Below are 25474 nucleotides of genomic sequence, written 5' to 3'. Positions count from 1 at the left end.
GTCGTTCACATTATTTTACAAGTTGGGTAATGTATAATCCGTATTGCTTAGGAATTTATTGATCGCATTCATTCGTGCTGCCACTTTACCGACACCTTTGAAATAGGTCGCGTCGGTGTTGTACAGATTTTTGAAATCACGCGCGTATGATTCCGCATTCTCAATTTTTCTGCCTTTTTGCGCATTATACGTTTTATTGTAATGGGCAATCAGTGTGACGACATTCTGGGCACGTTTTTTCTTGAGCGCAGCTTTCTGGGCTACTTCCTGTTTGCGTTGAGCCTCGGCTGCTGCCTTACGCTCGGCTTCCTGCTTCGCAATTTTAGCGTCATTTTCTTTTTTCCAGACTAGATAGGCTTCATATTTTACCTGTTTGTCGTACTTTTCCTGTTCAGCCTTCTTGGCTGCTTCAAGCTTCTCTTGTTTCTGCTTGGCAAGATAAGCCTCATATTTCGCTTGCTTATCATACTTGGCCTGAAGCGCTTTACGCTCTTCTTCTTTCTTCTTGGCCTCTGCCTGCTTTTTCTCCGCTTCAGCCAGCTTTTTCTTTTCCTCTGCATCAAGTTTCGCCGCATCTGCTTCTTTTTGTTTCTTTTCTTCTTCCTGCTGCTTCAGAGCAGTCACCCTCGCAGCTTCGGCCTCTTCCGCAGCCTTTAGTTCGGCCTGCTTGGCAGCCGCCTCCTGCTCCTTCTGTTTAACCTCGGCCTGATCAGCCAATATTTTAACCGTTGGCACGCTTCCAGCTAACAGAACAATCAGCACCGCCGAAGAAATCATAAACTTTTTGGATCGGTAAAAAGGAATCTTGGCTGGCTGAGCTGCATCATCCTGCTTGGGATTTAGCTTCGCGTCCAGCTCTTGAATCGCAGCCTCAACTTCCATCTGCATCGCACTGTTATCCGGAATGAAATGATGTAGTGAACGATACACTTCGAGCGCCGCAGCCGGTTTGCCTTCATTCTCCAATGCTCTCGCCTGAAGGAAGAGACGATTCACTACCGCTTCCTGACCAGGAGAAGGTTCCACAGCGGGCACGTTCTGATCCGTATTTCCCTGCTTATCCGATATACCGCTTGCTGCTCCTGTCCCTTTGATCTGGTTCGTCTCGACTGCATTTGTCTGGTCTGAAGCCTTGACTTCAGATTCTACAACAGATGCTGCACTTGCCAGATGGATGTCCACAGCAGCCAGCGCCACAAACCATTCGCCAAACGTAGGGCAACTGCTGAGATCATGACTCTCCCAGGCACGAATAAACAGATCGGACACCTTCGAGCCCCAGCGCTTCTGCAGCGACTCTCTCATGGCATAATAACGTTCATTTACTGTCTGCATTTCGTGCTGGTCAAAATAACTTTCTCCCCATGCTTTCTCCACAATCGCTGCATCAGACCAACTTAACATCTCAGCAATGATAACTGCTCCGGCAAAACGATCGGCATACGCACTCCACAAACCGCTGTGCACTGTCCGATGGGCCGCATACCCCGGTGAACCGGCAAGCAAAGCATCCGGACGATCCATTCTGGAACCATACATCTGCTCAACATCTACCAGTTCAACTGCTGAAACCCCTCTCAGGTTCTCCACTTCGGAAAAAAACGGAATCATCACATTGGGTGCGGACAAATCACAATGAGCCAGCCCACGCTGTTCCATGGCCGAGCCGATCCCGGCCAGAGCTCTCGCCAGCTTCAGACTCTCCTCTGCTGTCAGCTGCTTCTGATCGCTGATTACATCGAACCAGGTCAGACCATGTACCCACGGCATCAATACCGCGTACAACAGATCAGGATGTTCTCCAATAAGCGCTCCGTTTCTTTCCGGAGTGAGCACATCACGCTTGCATACCTGCAAACCTGGCAGTTCACTATAAGACTCCATATGCTCAGACTGATACACCATAGCCGGAATACGGAATTTAGGGAAAAATACTTTTAGTGCTTTGGCCCCACTTACGGAACCGTTACGGGGTAACAACTGATAGACGATACCCTGCCTTCCAGCTTGGGCGTAAGCCAGACCAGGTGCAGCCGGATGCTGCCCAATGATATAGGCAATGTCGTTAATCACCACTTCATCCCCGGGATTTGGTTGAAAAGACATACTCATCCCTCTCTCTGTCATTCTGTCATAGTGCAACAAAAACCGGGTGTTGTGAAAACGCCCGGTTTTTGCTGTAGTTGTAAATCTTCAGCTTGCTTCCTGCATATGATTCTGGGCGAATTCGGATATGGAACCTGCCCGAACTATGTATCGCAGATTAGCGAGCTTGGTCTGCCGTACGGAATTTGTTGGCAATAGCCGTCAGTTCCGCGCTGATGCTATTTAGCGTTTGAACGAAAGATTGCATTTGTTTGCTGGCTTCCTGGAATTCCTGGAAGAAGCGTTGTTTCGTCATACCTTCCCATTGTCCTTCCATACTTGTGATGGATTGAGTCAATGTAGAAACGATTTGCTGACTTTGCTCACCGCTTTGTTTAAATTGGTTGGAAACCTGATCAAGCTGTTCTGGGGTAACTAAAATACGTCCTGCCATTTGTAAATTCCTCCTTGGTTTGTGCAATTAAATTCACTTGTTCAAATTGTACTATACAAGGATCGATCGGACAAAAGCCGAAGGACCTAATCCTATTTACCCCATTTTTGGCATTCGAAACTTCGCCTAACAGCCTATTTATAAAAAAATTCACTTTCTGCTGTCTTGCTTATTCAGCCTTGTACCCGTGAGCTCAGGAAACCACAGGTTCGGTTCCTCTTCTCCCACGAAAGGAGGGATCTGTGAATCTCCACGCCACAGGTTCAGGCTGCATGGCCTGAATCAGGGTCGCCGGTGAGCCATCAGGCGGTGCGGCATCCTGTACACGGTACACTGCCGCTACCGCGGAAAATGGATCGGATACAACAGCAGCAGTTGCCGAATGCGCAGGCATAATCTCTCCTGCACGCTCCGTCTGAAGAACATTCAACATATTGACCGCATTGCCATAGGCTGTGTTCACATGACTCAACACTGTACGATACTCCATGTCCACTTGCTGGAATAACAAGGCCTTGCGTCCCAGCTGTACGCTCAAGTCCATAAAACGACGTACTGCTGCTTCACAGAGTCGCTTACTGTGATTCCATTCATTCATGATCGCGGCGCGGGCTTCAAGATCCCACTCCAGCGAATGAATGGCCTGATCCAATACTGTCATCTTTTGCTGTATTTGCTCCGCCGCATACTGAATCTGCCTGCTCAGTGCCCGAAGCACATCCGGTTCCACACGAATGCGCATTTACCATCACCTTTCCTCTTCCCCTGCAGGCTGTTTAAGCCAGTCCAGCAGCATCTCGTGAAACTGTTCTCTCGTCGTCAGCGCTGCAACAAGCCAATCATCCGAAGCCGATGTACTCATGCGAAACAGCCAGTTGGATACCGTACTTGCAGCGAAAGCCGCAGACTGTGATTTCCATCCTTCTCCGTTCCATACAAGCAACCGTAGTTCCCCTTCTGATTCCTTGTTCACCAGACAGCGCGCAAGTGCAAGTGATCCCTCGGGATCGCTCGTCTCTTGTACTAACTCATCAGCCACTGCCTGTAATTCTTTGTTCTTCAGATCATTCATCACATCATAGAATTTTTTCTTGGAGCACATCAGAGCCGGCTTTTCCGCCGGAGAATGACCACTCCAATTCATCCTTTGAATCAGAAAATCAATCGCTTCACGAACATTCCCCAAATCACTCAGCCGGAACGAATCCGGTTCGTCTGCAACACGGGATACTTCAACGACCCGTTCATCCGTGCAGTGCACATAACTTTCATACGACTTGCCGCTGTGCGTGTAGCGAATCCAGCAAGCCCTGTCGGACAGTCCCGCAATGGCTACCCTGGAGAATACGGTCGGTGTCATGATCAACTCATTGCTGTCCTGATCCTGAATCAGATATCCTTTGTCGAGCAGGGATGTTTTTACACGTTCCCACTCCAAAGCAATGTCTTCCGCCATATATCCGCGGAACGGATCTTCCACGCCAAGCAATCGGTCTGAACCGAGAATACCGGCCAGGAAAAAAAGCTCTTTTATTTGCAAAGTGACTACCTTTTGCTTGGAATCATGAACCGTCAACATTATGAGCCACCTCCCCTCAAACTACAACATGCCATCGGTCACGAATTTCAGAAATCCAATCGGTCATTTTCCAGGTGCCATCACATGGAATTGCACCTTTAACCCTGGAATATTTACGTTTAACATAATAACCTTGACCCGGAGGCAGTACCTTCAGCCCAGTTGAACTCCCTCCGGATTCCGAATAAGGTATACGGAAGAACGAGAGATCATTAGGGTCTAAAGTCCCGAACAACAATCCGCTCTGGGAAGCCTTCACATCGTTCACCCAGTCAGAACCAAAGGTTGGGAAGTCTGCCGGAACTCCTGACAGAATCACATGTATGCCTCGATCCCTTCCTTGACGAACGATCGCTCCCAATTGATCCTTCACATTAAAATCATTTAATTGCTTGGATAACGTATCCGCATCGTCGATAACGAGAACGATCTCCGGTCCACCGGTTAACTCGCCTCTTTTTAGAACTTCATCGTACAACTGTTGGATCACAGGTGCAAGCTGTTCTTCACGGGATACATGTCCACGGACATGGGGTAAACTGCTGATTTCCCCCAGTCCTCCGGAACCATACCGCATATCTACCGTGTATATTTGCACGTCTTCAGGAGACGCATGATAGGCAAGGGATAACATCCAGGTCAGCAAAAATGTCGTTTTGCCACCTTCCATCGGACTCGTAACCATGAAATGTGGCCCTTCACGCAAATTTAACTGGAAGGGTTCCAGATCATCGGTTAGCAAACCTACGGGTACTGTTAAGGATGATACGTCTCCAACTTGCCCGAAGGTTCCTGTACGGATAAGCACATCTTTGAGCTTAACCTCTTCCGGGAGCGGCGCAATCTGCGGCGCTTCTTCTCCGTTCCAGCTTTCTCTGATCTCTGCAATCGTGCGGCGCAGAGCGGAAGAACGTTTGCCTTCATCTGCTCCGGATGACGGCAACGCCGCCTGGAACATCAATGGAGGAACCTGTCCTTTGACCAGTCCTCTTCCTGGTGGAAGCTGGCTAGGTGCCTTGGACGGCCGACCCACTGCGTAATAATAGTCGCTTGGATCAGATAATTCAAACGAAACCGCATTGGGAATATTGCTTCTGAATTTCTCAAATACATCCGTAACACGGTTGGCCGTGAGGATAAATGTGATTCCCAGACTGCCGCCTTCACGAAGGATCGTTTCCAGAAGTTCATTCTCCTCGGGATACGCATTTCGGAAAGAAAGATAACCATCAATAACAACTACAATTTGCGGCACAGCTGCATGGGCTGTGCGACGGTAGGCTGATATTGTCTTAACCCCGGCTTCCGAGATCATGTCCTTGCGTTGTGCCGACAGTTTCAGGATGTACCGGAATAACCGCTTGATCCGATCTTCCTCTTCAGACATCATTACCCCACCGATCTGAGGCAAACTAGCAAAATCCTTCATCATCCGGCCCATATCAATAATATAGCCATGCCAAGGTTCAGTCCGCTTAGAACGGGCCAGTGACATCAGCAAGGTTTGCACAAACGTCGTTTTCCCCAGACCAGGCATACCGTATACAACCAGATGTCCCTGATCCACCGGAAGTGCGAGCGGCTGCTGTCGTTGATTAGGCAGATCATCCAGCAGTCCAACTACAGGTTTCAGGCCACTGGCACCCCCGTCAAGCAATGCCTCACGATTCTCTTCTTCCTGCCAGTCGTTGAGAATTTCCCATTCCAGGGTCTCAGGCAAGGGTGGCAACCAGGGTCCCGGTAATCGGGTGATCCCCGCCTCTGCTGCCGCTTCCGCCACATAATCAATGAATACCTGAAGCTGCTTGGGCACATCCTCCCCTTTGAGCACAGCTCTGCGCTCTCCAGTCAATAGTGGCTCACGTTTCCCATTCAAACGAACTTCCATAACAGGCAGTACCGTCGTTGTATCTTCCTGCTGATTATATGGCGCACCGCTCCAGGCGAATTGCATTTCCTCAAACACTTCATCACTGCCTACCTGGAAGTATCCACGACCCGGCTTGGTGATCCAGGCCGCATTCGGAATTTTGATCATATCCCGACTATCCCCTTCGCTTTGAACGCGAAGACAGATACGGAAACGCGAATTGCTCCAGATTTTATCATCGACCACACCTGCAGGCTTCTGAGTTGCCAGTATAAGATGTACACCTAGTGTCCGGCCGATGGCCGCTATGCTGATTAATTCATCCATGAACTCCGGCTGATCCCGCTTCAATTGCGCAAACTCGTCAATGATGATAACTAAGTGCGGCAGAGGCTGTTCATGTCTGGAACGCAGAATTTTGTAGTACTCATCAATGTGCTGGAGATTTCCTGCATCATTTAATATTTTTTGCCTTCTGACCAGTTCGGCCCGCAGTGAGATATTGGCTCGTTCAATCAAATTCCCATCCAGATTGGTGATCGTGCCGACGACGTGAGGCAAGCCCACAAATGTATTCGACATCCCGCCGCCCTTATAGTCAATTAACATAAAAGCCAGATCATGCGGATGAAACTCGGCAGCCAAAGAGGCCACAATCGACTGGATAACTTCACTTTTGCCTGAACCTGTTGTCCCTGCGATCAGGCCATGCGGGCCATGGCCCTGACGTTCAATTTTATCATGTAAGTTAATCGCAATTTTCTTACCCCCAGCTCGCACGCCCATAGGTACGGGAAGTGTGTCCGGGTATCGTGTCTGGCTCCAGCGTGCGACCACATCCAGATCCTCTACTCGTGATGTACTTAGCATGTCGAACAACGGAAGCACCTGTGGTATATCCGAAGCGGATGATCGTTTCAGACGGATCGGTGACATATAACGCGAGAGCGCCTCTGCGGACTCTCTGGAGATCACATCTGGCGTGTACGCTTGCCTGATCACGTCGGCATCCTCGGTTTTTTTGATATAAAGCCCTTTGCCTTTGGAAGCCTCCATAATTAACTGACAATGCATGGGTAGCGATTCCTTACGGTTTGCCAATATGATGGTACATACATCGATCTCCTGAGCTGATTCCAGCAGCAGAGGAAGCAGCGGCTCTTCTTCTATTAATTGAGTATCCGAGAGAACCACCACATAACATGGAGTTTGCACGGTTTTCTTGTAGCGATCTTCCTTATTATTGCGCCTACGGTTCAACACGGAAAACAAGCTGTCCGCCAATTGATGCGCACCGCTGTGCCTGTCGGCCATATAGCGTTGTCCTTGATCTTCATCCCAAATGTGGGGCAGCCAGCGTAGCCAATCCCATTCCTTCGATTCCTTTTCTTCATAAAAGGCAGCAATCTTCAATTCATCCGGTGAATGACGAACGGTCAGTTGTGAGATAATCACTCGAAGTGAAGAAAGAACTTCCTCACGATTGCCGACCAGACCCATCACTTTCGATTGAAATAAAGGCAGTGTAATCGATGCTTCGGGCACCGTCTCGAATTCAGCTGCCAATTCATGAGCCGCTTCAATTAACTCATCCTTTTCGTAACCGTCCACACGAGGAACCTGAAGTTTGATCCGAAACGGAATCTCGCCTGTGCCAATTCGTACCTGCAGGAAATCATCATCTTCAGGAGAACGTTCCCATAACGAACTGTTGCGATTCTTCACCAACTGAAGACATACATTCGGATCACCATGAATTTCGTACAGACTCTTCACTTGCTCCGCTTGAGCTTCCTTCAGCTCTTCACGATGCTTCTCCAGTTGTGCTCGATACATAGTAGTACGCTCTTCCAGCTTTTTGCGATAGGTCTTCTTGTTGCTCAGATACACAAAAAACGGAATCGTGTATGACGTAAGCATCATCATAACCGTCATCATCTGAAACATCATATAATTGGGATTGTTCATTTTGCCGCTCATATTGATATATACGTAGAAACCGATGCTGACCATCGTCATCATGATCGGTACAATAATAGAAATCATTGAAAACGTAGGTTTGTTTGGTTCTGCCGGAGGCCTCAGAATTTCCAGCCTTTCTTCCTTGAGAACCGGTGTCATTCTTGGAGAACGCTGATATAACACATTCACGAAGAGAAGACCTCCTTATATTTCATTGCCGTAATCAATATATACGTCTAGATTGTTCATTCGTTGCTGTCCTGTTGAAACAATGAACGTCTTCCATACACAGGTGCTTCTTCAGAAGTGGTAGAGAACGCCCGCTGGATTCGCACACAGCTTCCTTGACGCAGCCCTGTTTCCATTAACTGTTGTGCGTTCTGTGGCGAGAACCACAATCCTTCCGGAAATTTGGCTTCAAGGATGTACTGAATGCCCTCTCCCGGTGCCTGCCCGAAGATGCGGACTCCCAGCAATGTCTTCAGATGTTCAATAGTACATTCATCCGGGACCTCGATGTCGAACCACTCGCCTTCCTCCCGGCCGGAATACACGGTAAGAATCAAAATAATCCCTCCCATGGTCTCATATGTAAATTGTCCTAGTGTCAAATTAAATCAAAAAAATGCAGATGAAACGATATTCCATCCCTATTTTCTTACATAAACACCCTGTTTGCAATGTGCAACCTGTAATTTTGTTACATATGACCCACGTATATATTAAAATATCGTCCATTCGACTCAGAACTTTCGAGGCAGTAGTCACGTTAATTATTGCAAGGATGCGAAACTACATGTCTTTCTTCCATATAAATGGAATCTGTAAATTGATTTTTCGGGACTTTTTAATGCTTCGCCCACAATTGAATTGTGAACACTTTTCAAACATTGCACACCTTTATGTTTTCATAAGCTGATTTTAAGGTAATTTTAAGCATTGGAATTTAATATAACCAGTAAGAAATAACTCTCGTGAGGTGATTTCTAGTGAGAACACTAATAACTTTTCAAAACAAATCAATCCCTGTATATTTCAATCAAGAAAACAAACAACCTGTACAAAAGACACTACGATTGCTTAGCAGTGCACTTGAGAACAAAATTAGCAATGGTAAACGTGCTTTACAGAAATGTCTGCAATCATTGATTAGTATTGAGATTGTCGGTGGTGAAGCCATTCTTCACAGCCGTAGCGAAAATGACTCCCTCGCCTTATCGCTTTATTAAGATGAGTCAGTTGTTTAATTCAACATGGAAACTGCGAATTCATTCATTCGCGAACATAAGGAAAAGGAAGCTTGCCGCTAAGGACAAGCTTCCTTTTTTTGTGTACAGAATCTCTTTTATCTATTTCTAATGCAATCGGCTGACGACATAAGCATTTTCGTGTTCTTCTTCCATTTCGGCCTTTTGGATTCGAATGACAAACAACCGAACCAGATTATCACGTGTATTTTCTTCCTGACAAGTATTCAGCTTTCTCAGAATGAAACGGTCAATGGACATGAAGTTCAGGCCCCTTTACCTATTGGATTTACGGATCTGTTCTGCCCGTGTATCCATAAATAACCAGATTACAGGTATACCAAACAGCTTTTCCACACCATTTCCTCACCTATTTTTCAAATGTGTAAAAACATGCAAAAGGCCGCCCCATCAAGCATGAGGCGGACTCTGCGCAATCTTTGTCACTCTTTCCCGAACCCTATCTGATTATAAAATAAAGTATTTTCTAATCCATGTTCACTGTCGAACTATTGCACTCCCGGATAATCCCGATATTGATGCTGAATGCTGATCCAGCGTGTCCGCGTGAACTTTTCAATAGCCCAATCGCCACCGAAACGACCAATACCCGATGATTTCTCACCACCAAACATCACATGAGCCTCATCGTTCACGGATTGATCATTTACATGCACCATGCCCGATTCAATCTGCTGGGCAACTTGATACCCTCTTTCCAGATTTCCGGTGAATACGGAACCGCTCAATCCATAAGGCGTATCATTCGCCAAACGCACGGCCTCCTGCTCATCCTGCGCTTTCATTAATACCGCGACAGGTCCAAACAGTTCCTGTTGCACAATATGCTGCTCTGGTTTCACATCCGCGAGCACGGTGGGCTCCAGCACATTGCCTTTGCTAGTGCCACCCAGCAGCAATCTTGTACCTTCTGCCTCGGCTCTCTTAATCAAGTCCAGCAGGCGCTCCACTTCCTTCTCACGAATGAGCGGACCTACCAGCGTTTGGGCATCAGCAGGATCACCAGCCTGAATTTTTTTCGTTTTGTTAACAAAGGACTCCACAAACTTATCGTAAATATCAGCATGCACAATAATACGATTAAGTGCCATACAGATCTGCCCCTGATGCAGGAATTTACCGAACACCGCAGACTCTGCAGCACGTTCGATATCCGCATCTTCCAGGACAACCATCGCATTGTTGCCGCCAAGTTCAAGCGCAGTTTCTTTCAGATGCTCACCCGCCAGTTTGCCGATGCCCTGCCCCACCTCTGTGGAGCCTGTAAAGGAAATGACTTTGGCTACCGGATGTGCTACAAAATAATCCCCAATCTCACTCCCGCTCCCAGCAACCACATTCAGTACACCTTCAGGCAATTCAGCCTGCTCGAATAGATCAGCAATAAGCCAACCAGCTGTAATCGGCGTATCAGACGCAGGCTTAATAACGACTCCATTACCCAAAGCAATAGCCGGAGCTACGGAACGCAGACACAGGTGCAAAGGAAAATTCCAAGGACCGATAACGCCGATAACTCCCTTGGGCTCCCGCACAACACGATTCTCTTTCCCTGGTGTGTTTGAAGGTAGAATCTCCCCCTTCATCCGGTAAGGGAACGAAGCAGCTTCATCCACAATCCGTTTCGCAGAAGCAAACTCCGCCTCGGCTTTGATGCGTGTGCTCCCGGATTCCGTAATCAGCAATTTTATAATTTCTTCTTTGCGCTCTACCATTAAAGCCGAAACTTTGCGAAGCACACCCTCTTTTACCGCCGGCAGGGATTTCTTCCATTCCACCGAGCTCTTTCGGGCCGCCTCATATGCCTGATCTATATCTTCCTTGTTCGAGGATCGCCAGGTTGCGATGACCTCTCCCGTGTACGGATTTTTATTTTCCACTATTTTCTCGCCGGAGCCTTCTACCCATTCGCCATTAATAAATTGTTTCGTCCATGTTGTATGTTCTGTCTCCATTAAAGTCATCTGAATAACGCCTCCCAAACAAGATTGAATGTCTCACCTCAAAGCAGTGTAGTAGTTCATTAACCTTGTTAAGGATTGCGCAAACGTGAAAAATAGCTGAATCCTTTCATCCTCTGACGGGAAAATGCTCCTCAATGCCCAACACATTCAGCCAAATTTGCATTTATTCAACTACCGGGAACCGTCTTTTCTCCAAAAAGAGTCAAGTCCTCCCAACCATAAGCAACCTCTAACAGATCTTGTCCGCCAATCCGGATATACTGTGTTTGGACAGGGATTCCGCCCATTTTTTCATAGAAACGACAGGCTGAATTTTGCTCCAGTGCCCAGATCAACAAGTTCCTCATGTCCAGGGAATGGAGATAACGAACGACGTGTCTCGCCAGTTGCTGACCTATACCCGTTTGTTGCACTTCTTTCAGTAAATAAATAGCATACAACTCAGCATCGTAAGGCAATTTGCCTTCACGTTCCTTTCCACCGCAGGCGAATCCGACAATGTTCCCATCTTCCTGTTCAGCTACCACCAGAATCTGATCCTTTTCGCCAGAACGGATATTTCGTTCCCATTGGGACAACCTTGATTCCGTAGTCAGATTGTCCAAAAAATCATCCGGCACGATCCCTCGATATGTCGTCTTCCAACTCTCTGTATGTACATGGGCTACGGCTTCCGCATCCCCTTCACGCGCTGGTCTGATTCGCATGTTATTACTCCCTTTCTCTCGGCCACGCCGTGACTTTAGAACCCCTTCTTTGGATAAATCCGGCCCTAGGGCCGGATCGTTACTTGTGTGCCCACTGACACTTTGGAAGACAGATCCAACACATCCGAGTTATACATGCGTATGCATCCATGAGAAACGGACTTACCAATGGACGAAGGATCATTGGTTCCATGAATCCCATAATGCGGCGCCGACAACCCCATCCAAAGAACGCCAAATGGTCCCCCTGGGTTCTCTTGTTTGTTAATAATCGTAAACACGCCATTAGGCGTCTGCGTGAGTATCTTGCCTATAGCGACAGGATAACCCTTAACCACCTGCGGGCCATCCAAAAGATATAACATGTGATCCGACAGGTCTACGATGATGCTGTAATCTGGCATGATGACATCCCTCCTTACCTATCCTATGCAGGATACAGAGGGATGCCCACCAGGCCTCAGGCCTCTTCCCAGTCTTTTGTACTGCGGACATGTTTCGGTTTGCGGGAACTGACGGGTTTGCTTGAAGCAGTCCGTCGTTTGGATGCGGCCTCTTCCTTGCGCTGCTGAAACTTCAGTTCCTTTTGCATTTTCAAGTAGTTGCCCAGCCTTTTTTCATCCAATGAACCTTCCTGAATAGCCTCTTTCACGGCGCAACCGGCTTCCCGGGTATGCGTGCAATCCTGAAACCTGCATTCCGTTGCAAGCTGCTCAATTTCACCAAAGGCATGTGACAAACCATCCTGACCTTCATCCCACAGATTGAGTTCACGCATTCCCGGCGTGTCAATCAATACCGCTCCCTGCGGCAGTACAAATATTTCCCGATGAGTGGTCGTATGTCGTCCACGGCTGTCGTCCTCACGAACGGCCTGCGTGAGCTGTACACTCTCGCCCATCATCCAGTTGACCAGAGTAGACTTGCCACTACCGGAAGAACCCGTCAAGGCAACAGTTGTGCCTGGAGACAGAAATTTTTCAAGTAAAGATTTGCCCTGGTCCTGAACAGCCGATATCGCCAACACTTCAATCCCCGGAGCAATGCCTTCCACCAGCGAAATTTGTTCTTCCACATTCTCGCTCAGATCACTTTTGCTTAGAATGATGACTGGTCTGACTCCACCATTCCAGGCCATCATAATGTATCTTTCGAGCCGTCTCAGATTAAAATCATGATTAAGAGCGGCAACAATCAGCAATGTATCCACATTCGCCGCAATCAATTGCTCTTTGGTCACTGGACCAGCGGCTTGTCTGGATACCCTGCTCTGACGTGGCACAATGCTGTGAATGATGGCTTCTTCTCCAGCTTGCCCTGTAACAGCGACCCAATCCCCAACGGCTGGTACAATGCCCGTCTCCTCATGATCATGACGCATCCGACCGGATACCCGTCCCCAGCATTCTCCCTCAGCCGTAATCAGGCGAAGCAATTGCCCATGATCCACAATAATTCTTGCTGGTTTTCTTAATTGTTCTTCCATACCCGTCTGCTGCCACAACTCCTGCCACTTTGCAGACCAGCCGTATTTCTCCATCGTGTTATTCAAAATAAAAATTCCTCCCGATAAATGGTGTGTTATCCTTCATTGACATTGACAACAATCAACAGTGAACGCTCCGTTCCGGCATCAAAACCAAATAAGCCACGAGCAGCACTGCACCCGCGGCAATAAGAAGTTAGCCGAATGGATGATTGTTTGTATGGCATTCATATCGGACGCATCATTACGACAATCCGATACTCGTTATCCAGAAACAACCCATTTTCGGCATACAAAAAAGCCACGGGTACGTCACCCGTGGCTTCATCTGTGCATGTTATTCTGTGTTACGTACATATGGACAATATTGCGAACAATACTGCCCAACTGCCGTAAAATTACATGCATTGATCCGTTCCGGAGACGCTGTTCATATTCAAATTAACGTATACTGCCATTAGATTTGTCATTTAACATCGCCTCCCTTGTAGAATTATCCATCATGTTACACAGCTTCAACCGCTTTTGTCAAGTCTAATTATTTTTCACTTAATTTACTTGATCCCACCGTGTCCACATTTCCTTCGGATTCAGTTCATAGATCCCATCTTCCCGGTACATGAACTGGTGCATGATAAACTCCCGACGAATAGTGGCAAAATCCTCATGATAGTTTTGAATGAATGCATTAATCTCTTTCTCCGTATATTTCCGTCCGAATTCAAGCTGCTCTACCAAATGACCCAGTACAATCAGCTTTTTCTTGTATTGAGCCGGGATCTGACGCAATCGTCCATCCTTCGAGAAGAAATTCCGCATCACCGATGCCTTCAGCGTCTCATTCACATCACTCATATCGGCAACCTCCTCTTGTCTAAAAATAAAATCAACTGAAGCCTGCGCGTGCTCCCGGATAAAATAGGGGTTGAGTGAGAAAAACACCGTATTTTTCTCTCTGCGTTCCTTGATTAGCGCCGCTTCTCTTAGCTTGGATGCATGATGCGTAACGGTTGGCTGAGACAAGTTAAGCTTCTCGGCAAGCGCTTGACCATGCAGTTCTCCCTGGGATAACAGCAGCAGCATCCGAAGTCGGGTCGGATCAGCCAGGGCTTTATGGTAAGCCACAATCTTCTCCAGTTGCATTTCGTTCAACTCGCTTTCGTTTAGATAATCATCTAATTTGATACTAGTCTTTTTCCTCTTCTAAGTCAATTCCCCAGGATCAAGATCAATTCTTTACGTCCGTATCCTTCTTGAACTGGCATTAAACCCATATTTACGGTAGGATTATAGTGCTTGAAATAAGGAGGATTAAGAACATGGAAGATGTCATTATTATCGGCGGAGGCCCATGCGGTCTATCTGCTGCCATTGAATGCGAGCGGCTGGGACTGTCCGCTGTAATTGTTGAGAAGTACAATATCGTCCAATCTATTTATCTGTATCCAACCCATATGCAGTTTTTCAGTACAGCGGAATTGCTTGAGATCGGGAATGTTCCGTTCAGCACACCGAACGACAAACCATTTCGTTACGAGGCACTCGCCTATTATCGCAAGGTAGCCGAACATTTCGGCCTGCGTGTTCATAACTATGAGGAAGCCCAAGAAATCAAACGCAAAGACGATGGCACGTTCGAGATACATACGGTCAATCGGCGTGGGCAGACAATCGTTCATGAAGGACGAAATGTCGTTGTTGCTACAGGTTATTTTGACTATCCTAACTATCTTGGCATTCCCGGAGAAGACAAAGATAAAGTCACTCATTATTTCCGTGAAGCTCATCCTTACACACGTACACGTGTCGCCATTATTGGAGGCAGTAATTCAGCTGTCGATGCTGCCATGGAACTGGTTCGTGTCGGTGCACATATTGACATGGTTTATCGTGGGAGCGGTGTTTCGGAACATATTAAACCCTGGGTTCGTCCATTGTTCGAAAGCATGGTGCAAAAAGGAAAAATCTCACTGCACCTTGGCTCACGTGTAAATGAAATTTTGGACGATTCCATTCGTTTGCTGCATTCTGATGGATCCACAAGTGAACTCGACAACGACTTTGTGTTGGCCTTGACCGGATTCCGCCCTGACCGCAAGTTGCTTTCTTCCGTAGGTGTGGAGATGTCTGAGGATATGGATAAACCCGTATATGACCCACAGACAATGGAGAGCAGCGTACCAGGCATATACGTTGGTGGAGTAATTGCATCAGGCCGCAATGCCAATGAAGTGTTTATTGAATCCGGACGCTGGCATGGAAGATATATTGCAGAACATATTGTAGGTCGTCATCGCGGGCAGACCGAAGGGGAATGAAATCGATGGATATGACCTCACTGCTGTTGCTCGTGTTTGCCGCGCTAGGTATTATCAGCAGTAATACACCCGTAACCGTAGCCATGGTATTTCTGTTGTTGCTGCGGGTGCTGAACCTTAATCAGGCTTTTCCGTGGCTGGAAAAGTATGGACTTACGATCGGTATCATCATCCTGACCATTGGTGTTATGGCACCTCTCGCCAGCGGCAAGATCAGTTTGCAGACGATTGGAGAGTCTTTTCTGCACTGGAAGTCGCTGCTCGCCATCGGTGTAGGATTACTTGTCGCTCATCTGGGCGGACGAGGAGCTACGCTGATGAGTACACAGCCTACCGTCGTTGCCGGGCTGCTTATTGGTACGGTGCTTGGGGTTGCCTTGTTCAAGGGTGTACCGGTCGGTCCCCTGATTGCAGCAGGAATTTTATCCTTACTGCTCGGAAAATCATGATAAAAGTTGGGACTTGACATCCTTCTGCTGACTGGCTGTTTTTCCCATCGTTGTATGATATACTTCTATTCATGCAATTCAAGCACTCAAGTCCATAGCAGAGAAATCAATTTGATGATCCTTCATACAAAAAGAAAATTGATTCACCTCGCAACTATTAATGGCCGCAGGAGGATTCAGGAACCATGTCACGTCAGTTTGTAACAGAAGCCGTGATGGTGGCTATTTACGGTCAATTACTCGCGCCGCCGGCGCCTGTTGAATATATTGTTCCTTACACCACCATCCTTGAGTTATATGAATTTCAGACCAGCCCTGACCCTTTGATGGATAATCCGGCGGATGACCAGCATGTGAAATCCAAGATTAACGAAATGATTTCTTATTTTGAAGAACCGTTGAATAAGAAAAAAATAGAGCGCGCCCTGGCTATTCCCTGGGCTAAGAGTCCGTCCATTCTGTTTGGTGATCAGGTCTCCATCGCCATCATTAATGCGGTTGATACCGCACAATATGGTGAATATTTTGATCCCATTGAGACTGAACTGCTTCTCACTTCACAGCGTTTGGATACCCCCATACTTACCGATCAGGTCGAATTGATCGCACGTATTATTGAATCGGCATCTCTTGTGCAGGTCTTTGATATTGACGACTTTGATTTTGCGATGGATGATGAAGAACCGCTTGATCAAGTCTAGTTAGGACCGGGGCCTGCTGTTTCACAAGAATGATCATCGTAATCATGGATATTAGGCCATAGATTACTGATTGCCACAACAAAGAAGACGCCTTCCCTTCAGGAAAGGCGTCTTCTTTGTTGTGTTTATTCTATTTCGGAAAACCTGAGCAGTAAGCGGCTAAGATCATTCAGCCTGGGCAATGATTTGAGATCAAAAAACTTCAGCCCTGCTTCGCTATTTACTCGGGATTCTACGAGCGAATCCTGAACAATTTGTGCCCTGAACATGGCAATGACAAAATATTCTTCATCCCCACTGGCATGCAAATGTCTCAGATTCGGACCGGAATGCAAACCTTCAAGTGTCATATGATTGGTGGTCCACCCCGTCTCTTCCCACAGTTCCCTGTGCGCGGTGTCCTCAATGGCTTCTCCCGGGCGCATCTGTCCCGCAGGAATACGCCAATGTCCGTGTTCAGCATGCTGGATCAGCAATAATTCACCTTGTTCATTCTCGGCCCGAACCGCCGCCTTAACAACAATATGAGAGCGATTCGCGATATACTGGGCCAAATCTCGGGCTGGCGGATTCATGTCGTATCTCCTCCTGTTCGAAAATCGGTGCGACCGGTGATGAGCCATTCTATATACGCAGAGATATTACGTTAAATCTCGGTGTAGCGATATTCGATATCCTGTCCTTCTTCAACGACATCTACATGTAGTTGATGACCCTTCAGATACCAGTAATCATGATCTTCCATAAAGAATTGGATACCCGATACCTTCGTTTGATCAGCAGGATGTCTCGGTTCCTCCACGGCGATTCCGAGGGAGAAGCCTGGATGAAGACCTCCGCCGGAGCTATAACGGGCGAAGAAGCGAATGCTGTCTCCTTCGTTCAAATTCAGTTCTTCCTTATACCAGCGAGCAGCGCGGTCAGATACATGTATGGTACTCATTTGGTGTCAGCTCCTTCTCTATATATATGTTCCATCATATCGCTACAATGGCCTGATTACAAACCTCAACCACCCCAAATACGCAAAAAAAGTTCATTCACTTGTCATAATTCCATCATAATGCGCAGCATCTTCTGTTTTTGAAAAACGTTTGACAGATTGTAAAAGTCGGTGTTAAGATGCAAACATACGAGATCTACATGCAATTTATTACCAAAAAAGAAAGGGTGGTTACGGTGTTTAACAATGACGATCTACATCAATTCAGCATACAACTAAATACCGGAGCACCCATGAAATCGTTATTCCGTTCATAAGACCGCATCACAGAAGCCTCTAATCAGGTTTGCTGTTTTGCACTCTCACAATCGAACTTTATCTACGGTGGTGGCTCTGCTCTCGGAGCCATGCTGCCGTATGAATGATACCCAAGACATACCGCCTGCGTGCGGTATGTCTTTTTTTGTGGGCTCAAATGGCTAAACATGAACGGAACATGCATTTCACGAACTTGAAAGGAAGGGATACCACTTGTTCTCTGTACTTAAAAATCTAGCCTGGTTTTTCCGGCTGGAGCGCAAACGATACCTCATTGGTGTCACCTTGCTTATTATGGTGGGCATCATCGAACTGCTGCCACCTCGTCTTCTGGGCAATGCCATTGACGAGATTGTACGCGGTTCCATCACCGGCGCCTCACTTACACGTTACATTTTACTTATTCTAGGATCGGTCATCATTATTTATCTGACAACGTACATATGGATGCACAAACTGTTTGGCGGTGCCAATCTGGTTGAACGCTTGCTGCGGTCACGCTTTATGGACCATTTGCTGCGAATGACCCCGCCCTTTTTTGAGAAAAACAGAACCGGCGATCTGATGGCGCGTGCCACAAATGATCTTCGTTCCATTGCTACCACAGCAGGCTTCGGCATGCTGACGTTAACAGACTCCACTGCTTTTCTGGCAACCGTATTATTCGCCATGGGTTTTCTGGTTAGCTGGAAACTGACCCTAGCCGCAATTCTGCCTCTGCCTTTTATAGCCATCGCCATGATGATCTATGGTAAAGCCGTCCATCAACGATACACATTGGCACAGGATGCATTCGGGGATATGAACGATCAGGTGCTTGAGTCTATTGCCGGCATTCGAGTCGTGCGTGCCTATGTTCAGGAACGTCTGGATGAGAAAAGGTTCGCTGATGTCACTGAAGATGTGTACCGCAAAAATCTGGCCGTTGCCAAGATGGATGCACTGTTCGAACCTACCATCCGGTTATGTGTTGGACTCAGTTATGTGATTGCACTTGCCTACGGCATTTATCTTGTTTTTCATAATGAAATTACCCTAGGGGATCTCGTATCGTTCAATATGTACCTGGGGATGATGATCTGGCCAATGTTTGCGATTGGCGAATTGATTAACCTGATGCAGCGTGGTAGTGCCTCACTCGATCGGGTTAACGAGACGCTATCTGTAGAACCTGCCGTGAAAGATGTTGAGCAACCTGCTCATATTACTAATCCGGAAGAGATCGCTATGCAGGATGTTACCTTCCGTTATCCTAGTTCTACCATCGATAATCTCAGTCATGTCAGCTTTTCACTTCGACGTGGGCAGACACTGGGGATCGTGGGACGTACAGGTAGCGGCAAGTCCACCTTGCTCAAACAATTGCTTCATGAATACCCGGCTGGATCTGGTAAGTTAAGCATCTCCGGTCATCCGATTCAGGATATCGCCAAAGATGACCTGCACAGCTGGATTGGATATGTTCCGCAAGAACAGGTGCTGTTCTCCAAATCAGTCCGTCAGAACATTCAATTCGGCAAGCCGGGTGCTGATGATAATGTGATTATGGAAGCGATTCGCACCGCAGCCTTTGACGGAGATCTGGGCACTTTATCCGATGGTCTGGACACACTCGTTGGTGAAAAAGGAATTGCGCTGTCCGGTGGACAGAAACAGCGTGTATCGCTGGCGCGTGCCTTTATCGCCGATCCAGACATTTTGATTTTGGACGATGCTCTATCTGCCGTCGATGCACGAACTGAAGCTAAAATCATTGAAAATATACGAAATAAACGCTCGAGCAAAACAACGCTGATCTCGACTCACCGCCTGTCCGCTATTGAACACGCTGACCGAATCATCGTACTGGAGCAAGGGAAAATAACGGAAGAAGGAACCCATCAGGAACTGCTTGCTATGAACGGCTGGTACCGTGAACAGTATGAACGGCAGCAGGTGGAGTCTAATTTGTCCACGTAGGAGGTCAACGCTTTGAAGTCTAATACAGGCAAACGGCTGCTTCAATACGCCCTAAAAGCCAAAGGTACGTTTATTGCCGCTTTAATTATGCTTACGATTGGAGTTGCGGCTGAACTTGCCGGCCCTTTCATCGCCAAGTCCATGATCGACAATCATTTGCTCGCTATTGAGCAACCTTTCTATGAGACTACAGCTTCAAGCGAAGCGGCGGTCTACAATGGAAAGAACTACAAACGTGAAGGCCGGTTTGAACCGGATGAAACGAAAGGTACCGAGGTACGCGTACTGCAAGCCGGTAGAAGTTTTTATTTTGTGAATGAATCCGTAAGTGCCCCCGATGGAGATCGAACCTACGCGGACGGAACACTGACAGTTACACGCGCAGGCGAAGTGACGGGTCAATATGCGGCGGTGCCTTTATCCGCTGGTGAACTCTATGCCTTTTACAAACCGGAAATGCCAAGCATCTATCAACTGATTGTGTATTACATGATCTTCCTTGTTATCTCAGTCATTATGGAGTTTGGTAAAACATACTGGCTGCAATCATCTGCCAACAAAGTCATCCAAAGACTTCGTAACGATGTGTATGCACATATCCAGCGATTGCCGGTACACTTTTTCGATAACCTGCCCGCAGGTAAAGTGGTCTCTCGGGTTACCAACGATACCGAAGCCGTCAAGGATCTGTTCGTTGCGGTTCTTTCGAACTTTTTCTCAGGCATCATTACGATTACTGGGGTGTACATTGCGCTTTTCCTGCTGGATTTCCGCCTCGGATTGATCTCGCTGTTCGTTGTGCCGATGCTGGTTCTGTGGATTGTGCTTTATCGTAAAATCGCCACTCGTTACAATACGATTATTCGTTCACGTCTGAGCGAGATTAATGCGATTATTAACGAGTCCATTCAAGGGATGTCCATTATCCGGGTATTCCGTCATCAGAAACAGACCAAGCAGGAGTTCGAGGATCTGAATGATGATTATATGAAACACCAGAATAAAATGCTTAACCTGAACGCTTTCACCTCACACAACCTAGTTAACGTCCTGCGGAATATCGCTTTTGCAGTTGTTCTGTGGTACTTCGGTTCCAGTGTGCTGGACGGTACGAGTATCATCTCACTGGGTGTGCTGTATGCATTCGTTGACGTTCTCGGACGTTTGTTCCAGCCAATTACAGGTATGGTGAACCAACTCGCGAACCTGGACTCCTCTATGGTATCGGCCGGACGTGTATTTGAACTGATGGATGAGAAAGGTGAACCGGTAACCGATGGCTCAATGCCGAGATACAAAGGAAATGTCGTGTTTGACGATGTATCCTTTGCTTATAAAAAAGATTATGTTCTGAATAACATCTCGTTCAAAGCATCACAAGGTCAAACGGTCGCCCTAGTGGGCCATACCGGTTCCGGTAAAAGCTCGATCATCAACCTGCTGTTCCGGTTCTATGATCCACAGAAAGGCAAGATCACGATCGACGGTCAGAACGTCAAGGATCTTCCTAAACAGTGGATTCGCGAACACATGGGCATTGTACTGCAAGATCCATACCTGTTCACGGGTACCGTTGCTTCCAATGTCAGTCTCGGAGATGAACAGATTACTCGTGCACAGATTGAACAGGCGCTGCGCGATGTAGGTGCAGAGCGAATTCTCGCCCATCTTCCGCAAGGATTCGACGAGCCGGTTATCGAAAAAGGAAGTACATTATCTGCCGGACAACGGCAATTGATCTCCTTTGCTCGTGCACTGGCATTCGATCCAGCCATCCTGATTCTCGATGAAGCTACGGCGAACATTGATACGGAAACGGAAGCATTGATTCAAAATGCACTCGAAGTCCTCAAAAAAGGACGGACCACTTTCATCATTGCCCACCGTCTGTCCACCATTCGTTCAGCAGACCAGATTCTGGTTCTGCATCGCGGACGGATCGTTGAACAAGGTGCTCATGATGAATTAATGGAACTTAAAGGTCGCTATTATCAGATGTATCAGCTACAGCAAGGTGCTCAAGCCGCACCGGATACGAATGGAAACAACCCACTGGGCGAGGCTATTCGAACCACTTCTTCCTTTGCTGGAGGCGGCGTGTAAGTAAAACGGGAATTAATGTAAATATACTTCAACAACCAACCGATATGCCCGCGGACCTCTTGGTCTGCGGCAGATCGGTTTTATTTTGTCCATAACCCAAAATCCGAAAGAATGTTGGTTGCTCAATCTACTTTACTCTGGTCCCACTTTACTGTTCTCCGCTCTTATTTATCTTTTCTTGATCTTACCTTTTCTCATTAAACTCAAGATTTGATCGATATAAACTTCCTTCGTGTATTCACTCCTTCTGATTTCCTCTTATTGACAATGGAAACATCTCTCTGTATTATACATACCAACGGTCGGTATCTAAAATATAAGGAGGTTATTATGGCCAGAAACAAGCACCCTGAGCAGACGGTACAGCAGATTCTGAACGTCGCTGCGCAGTTGTTCACAGATAAAGGATTTGAAAAGACGAGTATCCAGGACATCATTGTTACCCTAGGCATGTCCAAGGGAGCTGTGTATCATCACTTTAGATCCAAAGAGGAAATACTGGAGGCGGTCATGGAGCAACAGTTCAACTATACGGCTCAAATGCTGGATCACTTAGTTACAAATACAACGACCACCCCAGCACGAGACAAGTTAGTTCAGATTTTGGAGCATGTCGTCTCTGATCAACAGGCTCATTCCTTGGATCGCGTACTTCGAGCCCAGATCAAAAATCCAGTGTTCATTGTACGAGGGATTCAACAAGCCGTGCGAATCGATGCACCGGTGATTGCAGCAATTTTGCGTGAAGGCATTACAGATGGATCTATCCATACCGAAGATCCCGAAGCTTGTGCAGAAGTATTCATGATGCTGGTCAATATATGGATTAATCCAACACTGTTTGACCGCAATTCGACCGAAACGAAGCAACGTCTTTATTTTTTACAGCGGTTGATGAACATGCTTGGTGCCGATATTGTGAGTGAATCGCTAATTGAACGTATTCTAGACCAACATGCTGCGATGGGCGCTTATCCTATTCTGGATGAAGAGGATGACAGAAATGAGGGATAACCATTTTGAAACCTAATAGACATATGATTTGCAAGGAATGGTTGTCCGAAGAACCCCTTCTCGCCCTTTCTCTGGAATGGATGCAAGGCGAAGTGCATATCAGCCAAGGTACAGAAGCGGTTATTCGTGTTACTCAATGGGGCTCCGCTCGTTTTCCAAGAACTCGATGTTTTGAAGCTAACGTCAGCCACGGTTTATTACATCTGATCGATGGACGAAAACAAGCTTTTCCGCTGGGCATTAACTTTCGCCGCACATCGCTCCACATTGTACTGCCGCCTGCGGTCTTGAAAAGGCTATCGATCAACGGAGTTGGTTCTCACTTTCTTGTAGATAACGTTTCTTCGGAACAATGGGATTGTGACTGTACATCCGGCAAGCTCATCTTAACTGGCCATGCCCAGCATATCCGTCTACGATCCGTGGGCAGTCGGGTGACAGCAACAGACCTCCATGCCGAACATATGCAACTGCAATCCACTTCTTCACCTGTTCAGTTATCCGGTCAGTTCACCCATATTCAATCCAAAGTGGCAGGCAGCCAACTCACTATTCACTCCTCAACGATGCTTCAATCTCTGGATAGCCGCTCCACAGGTTGTAACGTTGAAGTGCGAATCCCAGCAGATAACGATGGATTCAAGTTAGACTTCAAGCAGGCTGGGGGCCGATTCAGCAGTGACCTCCCGCTTCAATCCAATCATAATCAACATACGTATCGTAACGGTATTTATCCATTTCAAGCAGAGGTCAGAGGTGGGAAGCTCACCATAGGGAGCTCTTCTTAACATTCCATATAGAGGAGGTAAACATATGAGCATCGGCTGGATTGTTGGCAGCAGCTTGGCTACCGTGGTATTACTTGCGGGGATCATCAGTTTGTTCATCGGTATACGTAAAAACAATCATCGGCGCTGGCCTTGGTGGTTCATCGGTTTTGGGGTGGCTGCACTGGTTAGTGCAGCGATTAATTATCCCGGAACATAGAAACGCCGCATCAACATGAGCAAAAAAAGACAATCGCGCAGACCAGTCACTTTCCGTGCTGCTGCGGATTGTCTATCCATCCTTTGACCATATATCCCATATATAATATTGTTTCTCTTGCCAGAAAAGGAAATTGGCTGCGCCAGGTCTGGTAAGCCGTCGTTCGTGTTGGGGACGGGACGGCATCCATGCCGAGTCCGCTAGCGAGCTTCATCGCCCGTTTCATATGTAGCGGGTCACTTACAATGGTGTAGGTGCGAAACCCTGCCTCTTCTCCTACGCTAAGCGAGTTGACCAGATTCTCCTCCGTAATTCTCGACTCCGTCTCCATTTGAATATCTGCCGGATCTACACCATGTGCAACAGCATAATCTCGTCCTACTTCGGCTTCGGCACGCTCTCCTGCACTGCCAGAACCACCAGTAAAGAGCAGATGGCTGATCGTCCCCTGGCGATATAATAAAATGGCATGCTCAATACGTTCGCGAAATACGGGTGATGGGTTGTCCCCTTCTACGGCTGCACCAAGGATAATGGCTGCATCACTCTGTCTGGATGATTCCTCATCGGTGTAGGCCCAGATGAGCGATGCTGTAGTTATTGTCCATATGACTCCTATCAGTACTAGCGATGCAATGGAGATTACAAGCCAGTGTCTGCTTTTTAGTTTACGTATCCGGGACTTGCCTTCCATCACAATGATTCATCCTCTTCCAGTGCCCGGGCGTGCATGCTCTCTGCATGCATTCGTTCGAGTGTCTGCAGCGCTGCCGCGGATTCAGCATCCAGCCCCAGCTCTTCAATCCAGGCACCTGTGTACTGCTGAAGACTAATCTCCAGTTCCTGTGCACGGTCTTTGAAATCTTCCAGCTCCTTGATCATACGTGATCGTCCTTCAGGACTGAATGTCTCATGAATTCGTTCCTTAAAATAGTGATGTACAATGCTATTACGCTGCTTCCATAGTTCATTCAACTGACGAGTCTCTTCCTCCGAAAAAGTAAAATGATGACGCACCTCATGAATGAGTTGTCCGAGTGAACTGCTCATCTTCCGTTCGTACAGATCTTCCAGATCTTCTTCGGAAACAACTTTGCCCTGGGACATTTTCATTAATAAAATTAGATTGACCAGTTGCTGTTCAAGCGCCTGTCCATAATATACAGCCAATCCATAATATGCAAACAATTCTCTGGAGTGTTCGCTGTCCAGCATGTCACCATGCTGCATGTCTGTCTTTTGCATAAGCGAGCCCCCTTTATCTCCGTACAATACATTCCATTCTAACGTCCCTCTATGGTAACGAA

26 protein-coding genes are annotated in these 25474 nt (G+C 47.2%); 9 read left to right on the top strand and 17 right to left on the bottom strand.

The window, feature by feature from the left end; translation table 11 throughout:
• Positions 1-15: 15 nt before the first annotated feature.
• From BLS14_RS02025 to BLS14_RS02000, 6 genes are all read right to left on the bottom strand, one after another.
• On the bottom strand, positions 16-2106 hold the full coding sequence (locus BLS14_RS02025) for a serine/threonine-protein kinase (protein ID WP_063566321.1): 2091 nt from the start codon (positions 2104-2106) through the stop codon (positions 16-18).
• A 157-nt stretch (positions 2107-2263) separates the two neighbouring features.
• Complete coding sequence (locus tag BLS14_RS02020) at positions 2264-2539, bottom strand: WXG100 family type VII secretion target (protein ID WP_017689071.1); 276 nt, start codon at positions 2537-2539, stop codon at positions 2264-2266.
• A 193-nt stretch (positions 2540-2732) separates the two neighbouring features.
• Positions 2733-3281 carry a WXG100 family type VII secretion target gene (locus BLS14_RS02015; RefSeq protein WP_063566322.1) on the bottom strand — a complete coding sequence of 183 codons (549 nt, stop codon included), beginning with the start codon at positions 3279-3281 and terminating at the stop codon, positions 2733-2735.
• 6 nt (positions 3282-3287) lie between these two features.
• Positions 3288-4118 (bottom strand): hypothetical protein, encoded by an 831-nt coding sequence (locus BLS14_RS02010; RefSeq protein WP_063566323.1) that lies wholly within the window; start codon positions 4116-4118, stop codon positions 3288-3290.
• A 16-nt stretch (positions 4119-4134) separates the two neighbouring features.
• Positions 4135-8139 (bottom strand): type VII secretion protein EssC, encoded by a 4005-nt coding sequence (gene essC / locus BLS14_RS02005; protein WP_090949165.1) that lies wholly within the window; start codon positions 8137-8139, stop codon positions 4135-4137.
• Between the two features lie 56 nt (positions 8140-8195).
• Positions 8196-8516, bottom strand: coding sequence for a hypothetical protein (locus tag BLS14_RS02000; protein ID WP_063566325.1), 321 nt, complete (start codon positions 8514-8516; stop codon positions 8196-8198).
• A gap of 423 nt (positions 8517-8939) precedes the next feature.
• On the opposite strand from BLS14_RS02000, the gene BLS14_RS01995 reads away from it, so the two are divergent.
• Positions 8940-9179, top strand: coding sequence for a hypothetical protein (locus tag BLS14_RS01995; protein WP_063566326.1), 240 nt, complete (start codon positions 8940-8942; stop codon positions 9177-9179).
• Between the two features lie 126 nt (positions 9180-9305).
• On the opposite strand, the gene BLS14_RS32430 is transcribed toward BLS14_RS01995, so the two are convergent.
• From BLS14_RS32430 to BLS14_RS01965, 7 genes are all read right to left on the bottom strand, one after another.
• Positions 9306-9458: a hypothetical protein gene (locus BLS14_RS32430; protein ID WP_170867771.1), complete on the bottom strand. Its 153-nt coding sequence runs from the start codon at positions 9456-9458 to the stop codon at positions 9306-9308.
• 248 nt (positions 9459-9706) lie between these two features.
• Positions 9707-11182 (bottom strand): aldehyde dehydrogenase family protein, encoded by a 1476-nt coding sequence (locus BLS14_RS01990; protein WP_090949163.1) that lies wholly within the window; start codon positions 11180-11182, stop codon positions 9707-9709.
• 167 nt (positions 11183-11349) lie between these two features.
• A complete protein-coding gene (locus BLS14_RS01985; protein WP_090949161.1) occupies positions 11350-11889 on the bottom strand; it encodes a GNAT family N-acetyltransferase in 540 nt (179 codons plus the stop codon).
• Between the two features lie 65 nt (positions 11890-11954).
• Positions 11955-12293 carry a L,D-transpeptidase gene (locus BLS14_RS01980; RefSeq protein ID WP_063566329.1) on the bottom strand — a complete coding sequence of 113 codons (339 nt, stop codon included), beginning with the start codon at positions 12291-12293 and terminating at the stop codon, positions 11955-11957.
• Between the two features lie 56 nt (positions 12294-12349).
• Entirely contained in the window at positions 12350-13441 is a 1092-nt protein-coding gene (gene rsgA, locus BLS14_RS01975; protein ID WP_256336117.1) for a ribosome small subunit-dependent GTPase A, read from the bottom strand.
• Positions 13442-13470: 29 nt separating this feature from the next.
• Entirely contained in the window at positions 13471-13602 is a 132-nt protein-coding gene (locus BLS14_RS32980; RefSeq protein ID WP_256336116.1) for a hypothetical protein, read from the bottom strand.
• A 322-nt stretch (positions 13603-13924) separates the two neighbouring features.
• Complete coding sequence (locus BLS14_RS01965; RefSeq protein WP_063566331.1) at positions 13925-14518, bottom strand: DUF2087 domain-containing protein; 594 nt, start codon at positions 14516-14518, stop codon at positions 13925-13927.
• Positions 14519-14694: 176 nt separating this feature from the next.
• Here BLS14_RS01965 and BLS14_RS01960 point away from each other — a divergent pair, with 176 nt between their 5' ends.
• The 3 genes from BLS14_RS01960 (at position 14695) to BLS14_RS01950 (ending at position 16843) form a co-directional block, all read left to right on the top strand.
• A complete protein-coding gene (locus tag BLS14_RS01960; RefSeq protein ID WP_090949159.1) occupies positions 14695-15693 on the top strand; it encodes a YpdA family putative bacillithiol disulfide reductase in 999 nt (332 codons plus the stop codon).
• Between the two features lie 5 nt (positions 15694-15698).
• Positions 15699-16142 (top strand): DUF441 domain-containing protein, encoded by a 444-nt coding sequence (locus tag BLS14_RS01955; RefSeq protein WP_024630316.1) that lies wholly within the window; start codon positions 15699-15701, stop codon positions 16140-16142.
• Between the two features lie 185 nt (positions 16143-16327).
• Positions 16328-16843 (top strand): ADP-heptose synthase, encoded by a 516-nt coding sequence (locus BLS14_RS01950; RefSeq protein WP_072732434.1) that lies wholly within the window; start codon positions 16328-16330, stop codon positions 16841-16843.
• A gap of 125 nt (positions 16844-16968) precedes the next feature.
• Here the strand turns inward: BLS14_RS01950 and BLS14_RS01945 are convergent, their stop codons facing one another.
• Entirely contained in the window at positions 16969-17418 is a 450-nt protein-coding gene (locus BLS14_RS01945) for an NUDIX domain-containing protein (protein ID WP_063566334.1), read from the bottom strand.
• Positions 17419-17489: 71 nt separating this feature from the next.
• Positions 17490-17786, bottom strand: coding sequence for a HesB/YadR/YfhF family protein (locus BLS14_RS01940; protein ID WP_024630313.1), 297 nt, complete (start codon positions 17784-17786; stop codon positions 17490-17492).
• Between the two features lie 531 nt (positions 17787-18317).
• On the opposite strand from BLS14_RS01940, the gene BLS14_RS01935 reads away from it, so the two are divergent.
• From BLS14_RS01935 to BLS14_RS32425, 5 genes are all read left to right on the top strand, one after another.
• Entirely contained in the window at positions 18318-20063 is a 1746-nt protein-coding gene (locus BLS14_RS01935; protein ID WP_072732433.1) for an ABC transporter ATP-binding protein, read from the top strand.
• 12 nt (positions 20064-20075) lie between these two features.
• On the top strand, positions 20076-22166 hold the full coding sequence (locus BLS14_RS01930; RefSeq protein WP_090949157.1) for an ABC transporter ATP-binding protein: 2091 nt from the start codon (positions 20076-20078) through the stop codon (positions 22164-22166).
• 330 nt (positions 22167-22496) lie between these two features.
• Complete coding sequence (locus BLS14_RS01925) at positions 22497-23180, top strand: TetR/AcrR family transcriptional regulator (RefSeq protein ID WP_063566337.1); 684 nt, start codon at positions 22497-22499, stop codon at positions 23178-23180.
• Between the two features lie 5 nt (positions 23181-23185).
• Positions 23186-23968 (top strand): DUF4097 family beta strand repeat-containing protein, encoded by a 783-nt coding sequence (locus BLS14_RS01920; RefSeq protein WP_139295600.1) that lies wholly within the window; start codon positions 23186-23188, stop codon positions 23966-23968.
• Positions 23969-23993: 25 nt separating this feature from the next.
• Positions 23994-24167 (top strand): hypothetical protein, encoded by a 174-nt coding sequence (locus BLS14_RS32425; RefSeq protein ID WP_162842452.1) that lies wholly within the window; start codon positions 23994-23996, stop codon positions 24165-24167.
• A 46-nt stretch (positions 24168-24213) separates the two neighbouring features.
• Here BLS14_RS32425 and BLS14_RS01915 read toward each other — a convergent pair whose 3' ends face one another.
• Positions 24214-24861 carry a YdcF family protein gene (locus tag BLS14_RS01915; RefSeq protein ID WP_090949155.1) on the bottom strand — a complete coding sequence of 216 codons (648 nt, stop codon included), beginning with the start codon at positions 24859-24861 and terminating at the stop codon, positions 24214-24216.
• Positions 24861-25412, bottom strand: a complete 552-nt coding sequence (locus tag BLS14_RS01910) for a hypothetical protein (protein WP_090949152.1) — start codon at positions 25410-25412, stop codon at positions 24861-24863. The genes BLS14_RS01915 and BLS14_RS01910 overlap by 1 nt, the downstream gene beginning before the upstream one ends.
• Positions 25413-25474 lie beyond the last annotated feature (62 nt).

Source organism: Paenibacillus sp. OK060 (assembly GCF_900101205.1).
In the GTDB taxonomy this organism is placed as follows: domain Bacteria; phylum Bacillota; class Bacilli; order Paenibacillales; family Paenibacillaceae; genus Paenibacillus; species Paenibacillus marchantiae.
Note: the sequence above shows the minus strand (reverse complement) of the source record. Positions and strands in the feature narration are given on the sequence as shown.